This window comes from Sorangium sp. So ce590 (assembly GCF_051521365.1).
Taxonomy (GTDB): domain Bacteria; phylum Myxococcota_A; class Polyangia; order Polyangiales; family Polyangiaceae; genus Sorangium.
In genome coordinates this window covers 9,458,745-9,471,687 of sequence record NZ_CP150346.1, presented here as the reverse complement: position 1 = coordinate 9,471,687, position 12,943 = coordinate 9,458,745, and the positions used below count along the sequence as shown (strand labels likewise).

Below are 12,943 nucleotides of genomic sequence, written 5' to 3'. Positions count from 1 at the left end.
TTCCCCCGGCGCTCCGCGCTCCTTCCGCTCACCCGATCACCCTGTTCGGGTCGTCGCCGCTCGACCGGTCGAGATCGATGATCTTCGCGGCGCCGACATAGGATTTCGTTTCGTAGCGGGTGATCTTGCCGATCTTGCGGACGATCTCCGCCATCCGCTCGGCCTCGCTGCGGATCGTGGCCGCGGCGCCCATGATGGGGGACGCGTCGTCGATCCGGCGGCAGATCAGCTCGGCGTAGCCGAGCACGCTGGTGAGGGGCTGGTTCAGCTCGTGCGCGGCCGCGCCCGCGAGCTCGGCGATGATGGCCTGCTTCTCGCGAGCGCGGAGCTCTTCCTGCGCCGCGGTGAGGCGGGCCTCCATCCGCATCCGCTCGCGCAGGTCGGTGAAGATGCCGACGGAGCCGACCGGGACGCCGTTCTCGAAGATCAACGCTGCGGAGAGGTGCACCGGGACGCGCGACCCGTCCTTGGCCAGGACCTCGGTCCGATAGCCCTCGAGCCGGCCGGGGCCGCCGTGCTCCTTCGCGTGGATGAGCCTCATGATCTGCTCGGCGTTGTGGTCGGGGTAGAGCGCGCGGACGTTCATCACGCCGACGACCTCCTTCGCGTCATAGCCGTAGATCCGCTCGGCGGCGCGGTTGAAGAGCAGGACGATGCCCTCCATGTTGGCCGAGACGATCGCGTCGACGGAGCTCTCGATGACGCGCTCCAGGAACTCCTTGGTCTTGGTGAGCTCCGCCTCGGTGGCGCGCTCCGTGGTGACGTCGCGGAAGCTGACCAGGACGGCGCCGCTCTCTTCCCGGAGGACGCTGCTGAAGCTGAAGCTCAGGATGAGCTTCTCGTGCTCGCCCCGCCTCACGGTGAAGTCCACCATGTGCGGGAACGACCCCTTGGCGAAGCCAGCCCGGATCTCCTCGAGGAGCGGGTGCTCGCGAGGATCGACGACGTCGGCCAGGTTCGCCCTCTCGAGGTCCTCCGCCGTGCGCCCGGTGATCGCCTGGGCGCGCGGGTTGGAGAAGAGGATGTGGCCGTCGGGATCGGCGACGATGATGCCGTCCGCCGTCGAGTGGAAGAAGTCGGCGTAGCGCTGGAGCGCCTTCAGCCGGCGCTCCGCCTCGAAACGGGCGAAGGTGCTCTTCTGTGTCTGGTCGCGGAGCGACTGCAGGATGCGCGCGTTGCGCAGGGCGATAGCGGTGGCGCTCGCGACCGTGCGGGCCAGCGAGAGCTCGTGCGCATCGGGGGCCACCGGCTGCCGCCCGCGCAGGAAGAGCACGCCGAGCGGCTTGTCCTCGAACAGGATGGGCAGGAGGGCGAGCGAGCGAAACGCGTTCTCCGGGAGCTCCGCGCGCACGATGTCGAACAGCGGGTGCGCCTTCGCGTCGTCGATCACGAGCACGTCGCCCGTGCGCATGACGCGCTGGATCTCCGGGTACTTCCCGAGATCGATCGGCAGGTCGCGGAGCTCCTTGTCGTCGCTCGCGGCGACCACGTAGCCGACGTTGCCCGAGTCGCGCACGAGCACGATGCTGCACCGGTCGACGCGGGCCACCTCGGCGATGCGGCGCACGACCGTGAAGAGGATGTTCCGGAAGTCGAGCGTCGAGGACAGCGCCTGCGTCAGCTCGAGGACCACCTTCGCGTCGTGCTCCCTGCGCGCGAGCGCGTCGACGTAGTCGCGGATCCGGAGCTGCCCGCGGATGCGGGCGATGAGCTCCGCCGGGCGAAACGGCTTGCGGATGAAGTCGTCCGCGCCGAGCTCGAAGGCGCGGGCGACGTCCTCGTCCGCATCGAGCGCCGTCAACACGACGACCGGGACGTCCTGCGTCCGGCGATCGTCCCGTACGGCGCTGAGGACGACGTAGCCGTCCGGAGGCGGCATCACGAGGTCGAGCAGCACGAGCGCGGGTACGCTCGCCTTCAGCCAGGCGAGCGCCTCCGCGCCCGAGGTGACGGCGATGGTCTCGATGCCCGCGTCGGCCAGCGCGTGCAGCAGCATCTGCCGGCTGACGGCGTCGTCATCCACGACGAGCACAGGATCACGGCGCGACACACCGCAAGCTTATCGATTCCACGCTGGAGCGATGAGAGATTTCCGGGTCACGGCGCAATCCCAGAGCGCGAGCACGAAACATCGCGGACGGCACATGGCGGCGCGGCGCACCGGGGCGCCACGCGGCGTGGGTCAAGAGAAGAGATCCCCCTGTTTCGCTGCCGGATCCGCGAGGCCCAGGTGCTCGTACGCGCGGCGGGTCGCGACCCTGCCCCGCGGCGTGCGGCCGAGGAAGCCCTGCTGCAGCAGGAACGGTTCGTACACGTCCTCGATCGTGTCGCGCGGCTCACTGAGCGCCGCGGCCAGGGTGTCGACACCCACGGGGCCGCCGTCGTAGTGATCGATGATGACGCGCAGCAGCCTGCGATCCATCTCGTCGAGGCCGGCCGCGTCGATCTCCAGCCGCTCCGCGGTCTTCCGCGCGATCGCCATGGTGATCGCGCCGTCGCCGAGCACCTCGGCGAAGTCGCGGACCCGGCGCAGGAGGCGGTTGGCGACGCGCGGGGTGCCCCGCGCACGCGCCGCGATCTCGCGCGCTCCCCCGGCGTCGATCGGCACGTTGATCAGGCCGGCGCTGCGCTGCACGATGCGCTCGAGCTCCTCGACGGGGTAGAAATCGAGGCGGACGACGTGGCCGAAGCGCGACAGCAACGGCGCGGTGAGCAGCCCGGTGCGGGTCGTCGCGCCGACCAGCGTGAACGGCTTCAGCGCGAGCTGGATCGTCGTCGCATACGGGCCGTCGCCCGTCATGATGTCGATCTGGAACGACTCGATCGCGGGATAGAGGCTCTCCTCGACCGCCGGCGTGAGCCGGTGGATCTCGTCGATGAAGAGCACGTCATTGCGCTCCAGCTTGGTCAGCAGCCCGGCCAGCGCGCCCTTGTGCTCGATCGCCGGCCCGCTCGTGACGTGGAGGGTGACGCCCATCTCGCGGGCGAGGATGTGGGCGAGCGTGGTCTTGCCGAGCCCGGGCGGACCGCAGAAGAGCATGTGGTCCAGCGGCTCGCGCCGCCGGCGCGCGGCCTCGACGAAGACCTTCAGGTTCTCGGTGTGCTTGGTCTGGCCGACGTACTCCGCGAGCGAGGCAGGCCGGAAGAGGCGGTCGAAGCGATCGTCGTCGCCTGTCTCGGCAGGAGAGAGCGCCCGTTCAGGCATGCCCCGGGAGTACCGCGGGCAGAGGGCGAAGGGAAGCGATCCCGCGCGCGGTGGCGCGTGGTTCGCGCGGCTGCGGGCGAGGTCAACCGAGCGCGGGGACCGAGGAGAGGCGGGGGCGGCGCGGGGGCGGAACGCGCGGCAGCCGAGCGCGGCAGAGCGGGCGGCCGTCCGGGGCGCCGTCCACCTCGAGCGAGCCGCCGTGGAGCTCGATCACCGAGCGCGCATGGCTGAGGCCGAGCGTCAGGCCGCGGCCACGCGACGTGGTCTGCCGGCTGAACAACGCCTCCAGCTCGTCGGGCGGCACGTCGCGGCTGCCGTACTCGATGTCGATGCGGACCTCGCTGTTGAACTCGCCGGCCATCGTCGCGGTGAGGCGCACGAGGCGCGCGGACGGGTCGGCCGCGCCGGTCCTGAGCGCGTGCGCCACGATGACGGCGATCGCGCGCGTCACGTACGCTTGATCGACCGGGATCAGCGGCAGCGTGTCGCCGACCTCCACGACGACCTCCCCGTCGGCGTCGCTCGCGAGCTCGCGCGCCTTGCGGAGCGCGCCGACGATGAGCGCGCCGACCGACGTCGGCTGAGGCTCGAGCGTGAGCTGCCCGGCCTCGACGCGCGCGGCGTCGAGGATCGACTCGATCAGGCCGAGGAGCTCCCGGCCGCGCGTCGAGATGAGCTCCAGGCTCTCGCGCTGAGCGGCGGTCAGGTCCTCCTGGCCCACGAGCTCGGCGAACCCGAGGATCGCGTTCAGCGGGCTCTTGAGGTCGTGGCTCACGCTCGCGAACAGGAGGCCGCGCATGCGCTGCGCCGCCTCGCGGGCCTCGAGCGCGCGCTCCTGCGCCGCGGCGAAGACGCGGAAGCGCTCGGCGAGATCCTCGATGGCGTGCCCGAGCCGAGCGACGACGGCGAACCGGGCGGGGCGCGCGATCTGCGTGCCGCCGCGGAGCACGCTGTCCGTGCCGAGCAGGCGCACCTGCTTCGTGGCGTGCACGAGATCGGCCGCGAGGACGCGGCCGAACAGGTTGCCTAGCGCCCCGGCGACCAGCACCGCGAGCAACGCGACGAGCGCGCCCCAGATCGCGGCGGAGGGCTCGAGATCCGCCGAGAACCGGATGTTGACGCAGCCGCCGTCGAGCGGCGTGATCACGGCGATCTGCCCGTCGGCCTCGCGGCCGAAGGAGGGCTCCCCGCCCACGCAGTTGGGCTCCACGCGCGCGAGGAACCCGAACTCCGCCGCGGAGGCCACGACGTCGTTGCGATGGGCCTCCGCGATGGCCCCGAGCGACGGGTCGAGCGCCGTGCGCGCGATGAGCCCCGCGGTCGTGCGCCGGCTCCGCTCGATGAACGTCTGGAGGTGCGCGTTCGCGATGAGCACCGCCCCGACGCCGACGAGCAGCACCGGCGCGGCGACGGCCAGGAGCAGCTTGTAGGTGACCCGCCGGCGCGGCGTCTGGTAAAGCTCGGCCGTCTCGAGCAAGGCGCCGATCGCCTCGGCCGGGCTGATCTCGAAGAGGCTGAACGTGGTGGCGCGCGTCAGCACGTAGTGCGGGATCGCGGACGCGCTGAGGATCGTGATCGCGAGGATGAGCAGGCTGACCGCGCGGCCGTCGTCGAGCTTCTCCGGCCTGATCCCCGGGATCATCGTGAGGCTCGAGATCGTCGAGCTCGCCAGCACGAAGCGCAGCGCCAGCGACGGCGGCAGCTCGGCGAACCGCTCGAGCTCCTCGTGATCGATGTCGCGCGAGCCGATCATGAGCGAGCGCAACAGGTCCCGGTGCGTGCGCAGCCGGAGCAGCGTCAGCAGCGTGGTCGCGAAGATCGCGGCGAGTGCGATCTTCGCGCCGACCGCGAGCACGCTCGCGGCGACGTCCTGCTCCAGGATGAGCAGCTTCGGCGCGAGCGTCGCGATCGCCCCGAACGCGGCGACGCCGACCAGCGCCTGGCGGACGAGCACGCGCCGCGCGAAGTGGATCGCGTCATCCCTCATGCGCTCTTCGTTCATGCGATCCTCCCTCCTCCTCCTGGGCGGCCGCCGCCTGGCTCGCTCACGGGCGGCGCCGCCCCGTCGGGCGCGGGCTGGACCGGAGCGGGCGCGGGGGGCGGGACCACCCAGAGCGGCAGGGTGATCGTGAAGGTCGAGCCCCGCCCGAGCTCGCTGTCGAGCTGGATCGTCCCGCCGTGCATCAGGACGAGGCGCCGCGCGATCGAGAGCCCGAGCCCCGTCCCGGCCCGGCGAGCGCGCACGTCGCCGGTCTGCCGGTACTCCTCGAAGACCGCCGACGTCTCCTCCGGCGGGATTCCGGGGCCGGTGTCCTGGACGACGATCGCCGCGTAGCGGCCGCGCGCGGCGATGTGCACGCTCACCGAGCCGCGCGCCGTGAACTTGACGGCGTTCGAGACGAGGTTCGTCAGGATCTGCCGCACCCTCCGCGGATCGGCGTGCGCGAGGAGGCCGTGGTCCCCGGTGGCGCGCAGCTGGATGGGCTTGTCGCGCGCCGCCGCGGACGCCTCCCGCATCACCTGATCGACGAGGACGCGGAGGTTGACGGCGCGGCGGGAGAGCTGGAGCTTGCCCGTCTCGAGCGCCGACAGATCGAGGATGTCGTCGATGAGCGTGCGCAGGTGCTCGCCGCTCTGCCGGATGACGGACAGCGCCTCGCGCGCGTCCTGACTGAGCGGCCCGTCGACCTCGCTCTCGAGGACGTGCGCGAACCCGAGGATGGCGTTGAGCGGCGTGCGCAGCTCGTGGCTGAGCCCCGCGAGGAACGCCGAGCGCTCGCGGTCCATCGCGGAGGCCTGCTGGAGGTCCGCCCGGTAGGTGCGCTCCGCCGCGGCGAAGCGGGTGATCAGCAGGTTGAAGGCCGCCGTCAGGAGCCCCACCTGGTCCAGCGATCGGATCGGCACCGGCTCGATCTGGATCAGGTCCGTGCTCGACGCGCTCTGGCCCTGGCCGCGCGCCATCGCCGTGATGCGCTCGCGCAGGTAGTCGACGTCGTCGCGCGCCGCCTTGGTGAACGAGAGCGCGACCGCGACCGCCACGCCGAGCAGCAGCGTCGTGAGCGCCGCGACGGCGTTGCCGAGGGCGATCGAGTCGGGCGGCGGGCTCGGCGCGGAGACGAAGGTGAGCACCGAGAGGTGGGACAGCGGCGGGCGGAGCGGGCGCGCCGCGAACCGGACGCGGCCGAGCGAGGTCATCGCCTCGCCCTTGCCCTGCGTGAGCATCTGGAAGATGTCGGCCTTGGCCGGCGCGCCGAAGCTCTCGTTGACCAGCACGTGGCCGCTGTGCTCGACGAGCAGGATCTCCGACCCGGCCCGCCGCGCCGCCTGTCCGAGGAGCTCGGTCCGCTCCGCGTCGGCGGTCCCCGGGAGCCGCGCCGACAGCGTCGCGGCCAGCACCTCCGCGCGCAGACTCGCGGCCTGATCGCTCATCTTGGCGAGCTGGCGGATACCGATCAGCGCGATCGCCACCGCCGTGGCGATCCCCACGACGATCACGATCGCGGGCGCGAGCGGCACGAGCGGCATCGTGCCGCGAGGCCAGCGGATGAGGCGACGACGGCGAGCCACGGCGAAGGCAGGATGCTAGCGCGCTTCGAGCGGCGTACGGGCCGACTCGGGCGCCAGAGCGCTGGGGACGGCGCGCCTCACCTGGGATCGGTCGCCAGGAGCGCGAAGACGGAGTGGTCGAGCCAGCGGCCGTCGCACCACTCGGCCTGGCGGGCGATGCCCTCGAAGCGGAAGCCGAGCCGGCCGATGACCGCGAGGGAGGCGTGGTTGTCCGTCGCGGCCGCGACCCGCACCCGGTGCGCGCCCATGTGGCCGAACGCGAACCCGAGCGCGGCCTGCGCCGCCTCGGTCATGAGGCCGCGTCCGGTCGCCTCCTTGCGCAGCCAGTACCCGAGCTCGCAGGAGCGGTGCAGGTGCACGCACGACTCGAGCCCGACCACGCCGGCGAGCGAGCGGTGCGCGCGCTCGCGGATGACGAAGCGCAGCGCCCTGCCGTGATCCCAGTCGGCGGCGCACGCCTCGGCGAAGCGCACGCTCGCGGCCGGATCCGTGTGGAACTGCACCCAGGGCAGCCAGCGCTGGAGGGGTGCGCGCGAGCCGCTGACCGCGAGCCAGAGCTCGGGGCCGTCGGACGGGTCGATCGGCACGAGGATCAGCCGCTCGGTCTCGATGGGGCGGGCGCGGACCTCGCTTCGAGGTGGCAGGATGAGCATGGGGTCACCGGCACTGGATGCGAGCGGCGTAGGGCTCGAGATGACCCGCCTCGTAGTCAAGCCAGGCGACATACCACTCTCCAGGCCTCGCGCCGGGGCTGATCGAAGGCGCCGGCTGATCGCCGCTGACGCGGGCGAACTTCGTGGGCGTGCCGATGCCGTCGCGGTTGATCGATGCGGTCAGCATGCGGCCCTGCTCGAACCAGACGAGCTGAGCCTGGCCGCTCGGCGCGATCGCGACGGACGGGCGCGCGCCGGACTTCGAGAACCTCTTGCGCCAGAGCGGCTGGCCCTTGGCCGGATCGATGTAGGCGGCCGAGGCGCCCCCGATCGGCGCCTCGCCGTGCCAGACGACGAAGCAGCCGCCCGTGCCGCAGGCGAGCGAGGGGTTGTCGCTCCGGGCGCGATCGCTGTTCACGAGCGACAGGTCGCCGAGCGCGCGATCGGCGCGCTTGCCGGGGGCGGCCGGCGGGAGCCCCTTGTCGGCGCTTGCGAGCGGGAGGCGCATGTACTGGATGACCCGCATCGGCTCGCGATCGAAGCGGAAGGCGAGGTGCATCACGTCGTTCGTCACCGCGATCGAGGGGAAGCGGACGCGCGGCTTCGAGGGGCCCGTCGGGGTGACGTCCGTCAGCCGGATGATCTCGCCGACCGGATCGAGGTTCGGAGAGAGGCGGCGCATGAAGAGGTCCTCGGACGCGCTGTCGCCGTCGTCCGACCACGCGATCACGAACCCCTCGGAGGCGCGCGCGAGCGAGGGCCAGGAGTTCCCTCCCCGAAGGAAGCGGGCGACCATCATCGCGGGCCCGTCGATCCGGCCGCTGGCGTCGAGCCAGCGCACGTGCACGCCGGCCTCCGGCCCCTTGCCGTCCCAGTACGTGAGCACCAGCCGATCGCCGGCGGTGGTCAGCTCGGGGCGCCCGATGGCGCGGCCCTCGGGCGTCACGTCGAGCGCCGGCGACGACGGCCGCATCGCGCTGTCGAGCACCGCCGTGTAGGCGTGCTCGCTGCCCTCGTGCGAGTCCGTCCAGGTGACCACCGCGCCGCGCGGCCCGAGCGTGATCGAGGGCCGGCTGGCGCCGATGGCGCGGCCGCCCTCGCGCACGAGATCGTGCGTGCGCGGCCGGGCGAGCCCGGTGAGCTGGCAGGGTGCCTTGCCGCTCGCGTCCTTCATGGCGACCTGCACGTGCTCGATCAGGGTCCGAGGCACGGCGTGGTTGCCCTTCTCCTGAGCGTCCCTCAGCTGCCGGAGCGCGGCCTTGAGATCGCCCGCGGCGATCGACTCCTGCGCCTGCGCGACGAGCGGCGGCCACGGCAGGCCGGGCGGCTCGGCCTTGGCGTCGGCGCGCGCCGGCACGGCGGTCGGCGCGGACGACGACGGCGCGCTGATGGCCGGCGGCGGCGGCGGCGCGCTGCTCGACGAGACGGGCGGCAGGGCCGTCGGCTTGAGGAACTGGAGGTAGCCCGCGTAAGCGGCGCCCGCGGCGAGCACGAGCACGCCGAAGACGACGAGCGCGCGACCGGCGCCGCCGCGCCTCGGCGGCGAGCGCTGCGCGAGCGGATCGGGGACCGACGCGTCGCCCGGGCCCCCGGAGAACGAGATCTGCTGCCCCGCGCCCTGGCTCACGCGCCCGGCCAGCGCGCCGCCGTGCGGGCCCGAGAGGTCGAGCCCGCCGAACGGGTCGCCCCCGCGCTCCGCCGGGCCCGAGGGGACGGTGCGCCGCGCTTCGTTGGGGGTCACACGGACGACCCCCGGCGGATCGAACGTCACGTCGGCCGGCGGATCGCCGCTCGTTGGGAGGAGCCCTGCCTGCGACGGCTCCGCGCCGCGCGGGGGCGTCGGCTGCGCGACGCCGAGCGCGATCGAGAGCTCGTCGGCGAACTCCCTCGCGGTCTGGAAGCGGCGATCGATCGAGCGATCGAGCGCCTTCTCGAACCACACCGTGAAGCTCGGCGGCAGGTCCGGGCGGAGCGCCGCGGGCTGCGGCAGCGGCGCGTTCGCGATCTGCGCGAACGTCATCGCGACGCCCTGCTCGGTCTGCCAGACGGTGCGGCCGGTGAGGCACTCGTAGGTGATGCAACCGAGCGCCCAGAGGTCGGCGCGGTGGTCGACCGCCCCCTGGCCTCGCACCTGCTCCGGGCTCATGTACGCCGGCGTTCCGAACACCGCGCCCTCGCGGGTGAGGCGCGCCTGCGCGTCGCCGCCGTCGACGGGCGCGTAGAACTTCGCGAGCCCGAAATCGAGGATCTTCGCGCAGAGCCGGCCCTCCTCGTCCTTCGTGAGGAAGATGTTCTCCGGCTTGAGGTCGCGGTGGACGATCGAGGCGGCGTGCGCCTTGGTGAGCCCTCGACACACCTGGGACACCACCGTGACGGTGGTCTCGGGGTCGAGGTACCTGACGACCGTCATGCGCTCGTACAGCGACTCGCCTTCCAGGAGCTCGAGCACCAGGAAGGGCCGCCCGTCGTCGAGCTTGCCGGAGTCGTAGACGTCGCAGATGAACGGACTGCGGATCGACGCGGCGGCACGGGCCTCACGGAGGAAGCGCTCGACCACGACGGCCGAGGTCGTCAGCTCCTGTGCGAGCACCTTGATCGCGACGCGCTTGCCGATGTCGATGTGCTCGGCTTCGTACACGGCGGCCATGCCACCGCGTCCGATCTCGCGTGTGATGCGGTATTTTCCGGCGAGGACCGTGCCTACCGGGATCTTCGCTTTGTTCGGCAAAGCCATCAGGCAGGGCTGTCCCGCGACTGGATTCGCCAGCGGAGACTATTCGAGCCGCGTCGCAAGAACAAGGCGAGCGCGGCATGACCTGTCAGGAGGGGGGATCCACCCCCTCGGGCGCGCCGTGGAGGCGAGCTCAGCCATCCCCGGCCGGAGCCGGGAGGCGGGTCCACGCCGGCCGGGCATGGATAAAGCATGCCCCACCCCCCCGGCGCCGGCGCGATGGGACCGGGCGCGCCCTCCTCCCGGGAGCTCCCGGGAGGGATTGAAAAGCGTAAGCGGGATCCGATTTTCTGACGCCGGAACCACTTTTCTCACGCACGTATGATGCGCGAAACATTCCGGAAACATGAGCTTGGGTACACCAGCCTGGACCTCCGGTCGCTGCGCCGGCGCCCGGGGTAGAGGGTCGTCGATCCAGCTCTGCTGGATGGGGGCCTGAGTCTGTTGACAAGCGTCGGGGCAATGCTCGGGAGGCCGAGCGGACCCCGTCACGGATCGGAGGCCGGGCGGCGCCCGGCACATCGACGGGAGGCCGCCGGCGGAGGCGTCCCCCCTTTACCGGCTCTGCTCCGGCGGGGCTTTTCGGGTGAGCGCCCGGGATTTTACCCTGGCGGGCATCCGGTCACCACAGGCGTGCGCAATGAAAAAGGTCGAGGCGATCATCAAGCCGTTCAAGCTCGACGAGGTCAAGGACGCCCTCGCCGAGGTCGGGATCCAGGGCATGACGGTGACCGAGGTAAAGGGCTTCGGTCGGACCGGTGGCAAGAAGGAGGTCTATCGAGGGTCGGCGTATGTCGTCGACTTCGTCCCGAAGGTGAAGGTCGACATCGTCGTGCCGGACAGCATGGTCAGCGACGTGATCGACGCCATCGAGAAGAGCGCGAAGACGGGCCGGATCGGCGACGGCAAGATCTTCGTCGTCCCCGTCGAGGAAGCCGTGCGGATCCGCACGGGAGAGCGCGGCGAGGACGCCATCTAGGCGAGCCGCGGGTAGAGCGTCACAGGGCATTCGCGGCGGGTCGCAGGCTCCACACCCCAGGCAGGCAGCAGCGAGCCCGCGCGCCGTAGAGTCACATACAGCGAGAGCAGCGAGTCAGCGAGGTAAAGAGAAGATCATGAAGGCGAAAGATGTCGTCGCGTTTGCGAAGGAAAACGACGTAAAGTTTGTCGATCTCAAGTTCATCGATCTGCCCGGCATCTGGCAGCACACGACCGTCCCGGTGTCCCGTCTGAACGAGGACATCTTCGAGGAGGGGATCGGCTTCGACGGCTCCTCCGTGCGCGGATGGCAGCCGATCAACGCGAGCGACATGCTGATGACGCCCGATGCGTCGACGGCGAAGCTCGACCCCTTCCACGCCCAGAAGACGCTCAGCCTGATCTGCAAGATCAGCGATCCCGTGACCGGTCAGCCCTACGGCCGCGACCCCCGTTACATCGCCCAGAAGGCGGAGAACCACCTCCGCGCGAGCGGCATCGCTGACACGACCTACTTCGGGCCCGAGGCCGAGTTCTTCGTCTTCGACTCGGTTCGCTACGAGAGCTCGCAGCGCGGCGCCTTCTACGAGATCGACAGTGAGGAGGCCGTCTGGAACACCGGCAAGGCCGGCCTCGGCCACAAGATCCGGGCGAAGGAGGGCTACTTCCCCGTTCCGCCGACCGACACGCTCTCGGATCTGCGCGCGGACATGATGTCCACGCTCATCGAGACCGGCATCGGGGTCGAGGTCGGCCACCACGAGGTGGCGTCGGCCGGGCAGTGCGAGATCGGCATCAAGTTCTCGACGCTGACCACGATGGCCGACAACCTCATGTGGTTCAAGTACGTCATCAAGAACGTCGGCCGCAAGCACGGCAAGTCGGTGACGTTCATGCCGAAGCCCGTCTTCGGCGACAACGGCAGCGGCATGCACTGCCACCAGTCGCTCTGGAAGGAGGGCAAGCCGCTCTTCGCCGGCGACGGCTATGCCGGGATGTCCGACACGGGCCTCTGGTACATCGGCGGCATCCTGAAGCACGCGAAGGCGATCGCCGCGCTCACCAACCCGACGACGAACAGCTATCGCCGGCTCGTCCCGGGCTACGAGGCGCCCGTGAACCTCGCGTACTCGAGCCGCAACCGCTCGGCGTCGATCCGCATCCCGCTGCCGCCCGGCAACAGCCCGAAGGGCCGCCGCATCGAGGTCCGCTTCCCGGACGCGAGCTGCAATCCGTACCTCGCCTTCGCGGCCATGATGATGGCCGGCCTCGACGGCGTCCAGAACCGGATCGACCCGGGCGACCCGCTCGACAAGGACATCTACGCGCTCTCGCCCGAGGAGCTCAAGGAAGTGCCGCACATGCCGGGCTCGCTCGACGAGGCGCTCTCCTGCCTCGAGCGCGATCACGAGTTCCTGCTCCGCGGCGATGTCTTCACCCGCGACATCCTCAAGACCTGGATCGACTACAAGCGCGAGCGCGAGGTCGACGCGATCCGGCTCCGCCCGGTCCCGCACGAGTTCTTCCTCTACTACGACGTCTGATCCTCCCCACCCCCGAGGCAGCGCAGGGCCCGGCGCACGGGAAATTTGCGCTGTGACCCTCGCTGCCCGCTCTCTTCCTCGCTCGCTGTCGTGTTTGTCGAGCGCCGCTGACGCCGAGATGAGGCGTCGCGGCGCCTCGAAACCCAGGGCTTCTGCGCGCGGCGCTGCGGCCCTTGGGGCGCAACGTGGGCTGTCGCTCCCTCGCCTCGCGAACTTTGGGTCCCCGCTGGACCTGGCGGCGCCGCGGTACCGCTCGTCCATGCGC

The 12,943-nt window shown here is 71.2% G+C and carries 8 protein-coding genes; 2 read left to right on the top strand and 6 right to left on the bottom strand.

All coding sequences use genetic code 11. The features are described 5' to 3' along the window. Positions 1 to 28 precede the first annotated feature (28 nt). The 6 genes from WMF28_RS35805 to WMF28_RS35780 form a co-directional block, all read right to left on the bottom strand. Entirely contained in the window at positions 29 to 2,023 is a 1,995-nt protein-coding gene (locus tag WMF28_RS35805; RefSeq protein ID WP_437598022.1) for a PAS domain S-box protein, read from the bottom strand. Positions 2,024 to 2,182: 159 nt separating this feature from the next. Further along, positions 2,183 to 3,205, bottom strand: coding sequence for a Holliday junction branch migration DNA helicase RuvB (gene ruvB / locus WMF28_RS35800; RefSeq protein WP_437598021.1), 1,023 nt, complete (start codon positions 3,203 to 3,205; stop codon positions 2,183 to 2,185). 82 nt (positions 3,206 to 3,287) lie between these two features. Further along, a complete protein-coding gene (locus WMF28_RS35795; protein ID WP_437598019.1) occupies positions 3,288 to 5,207 on the bottom strand; it encodes a sensor histidine kinase in 1,920 nt (639 codons plus the stop codon). Continuing rightward, the gene (locus tag WMF28_RS35790; protein WP_437598018.1) at positions 5,204 to 6,772 is read right to left on the bottom strand and encodes a sensor histidine kinase; all 1,569 of its coding nucleotides are present in this window, start codon (positions 6,770 to 6,772) and stop codon (positions 5,204 to 5,206) included. Before WMF28_RS35790 ends, WMF28_RS35795 begins: the two co-directional genes overlap by 4 nt. Positions 6,773 to 6,849: 77 nt before the next feature. Beyond that, positions 6,850 to 7,425, bottom strand: coding sequence for a GNAT family N-acetyltransferase (locus WMF28_RS35785; RefSeq protein WP_437598017.1), 576 nt, complete (start codon positions 7,423 to 7,425; stop codon positions 6,850 to 6,852). Positions 7,426 to 7,429: 4 nt separating this feature from the next. Then, entirely contained in the window at positions 7,430 to 10,159 is a 2,730-nt protein-coding gene (locus WMF28_RS35780) for a serine/threonine protein kinase (protein ID WP_437598016.1), read from the bottom strand. A 637-nt stretch (positions 10,160 to 10,796) separates the two neighbouring features. Between WMF28_RS35780 and WMF28_RS35775 the strand changes: the two genes are divergently transcribed. Next, the gene (locus tag WMF28_RS35775) at positions 10,797 to 11,135 is read left to right on the top strand and encodes a P-II family nitrogen regulator (RefSeq protein ID WP_012239819.1); all 339 of its coding nucleotides are present in this window, start codon (positions 10,797 to 10,799) and stop codon (positions 11,133 to 11,135) included. 136 nt (positions 11,136 to 11,271) lie between these two features. Next, on the top strand, positions 11,272 to 12,678 hold the full coding sequence (gene glnA / locus WMF28_RS35770; RefSeq protein WP_437598015.1) for a type I glutamate--ammonia ligase: 1,407 nt from the start codon (positions 11,272 to 11,274) through the stop codon (positions 12,676 to 12,678). Positions 12,679 to 12,943: the final 265 nt, after the last annotated feature.

Bases quoted from the DNA above. Each gene is read 5' to 3' on its own strand.
- WMF28_RS35775 (WP_012239819.1), top strand. From the start codon at position 10,797: ATGAAAAAGGTCGAGGCGATCATCAAGCCGTTCAAGCTCGACGAGGTC.
- ruvB (WP_437598021.1), bottom strand. From the start codon at position 3,205: ATGCCTGAACGGGCGCTCTCTCCTGCCGAGACAGGCGACGACGATCGC.
- WMF28_RS35780 (WP_437598016.1), bottom strand. From the start codon at position 10,159: ATGGCTTTGCCGAACAAAGCGAAGATCCCGGTAGGCACGGTCCTCGCC.
- WMF28_RS35785 (WP_437598017.1), bottom strand. From the start codon at position 7,425: ATGCTCATCCTGCCACCTCGAAGCGAGGTCCGCGCCCGCCCCATCGAG.
- WMF28_RS35795 (WP_437598019.1), bottom strand. From the start codon at position 5,207: ATGAACGAAGAGCGCATGAGGGATGACGCGATCCACTTCGCGCGGCGC.
- glnA (WP_437598015.1), top strand. From the start codon at position 11,272: ATGAAGGCGAAAGATGTCGTCGCGTTTGCGAAGGAAAACGACGTAAAG.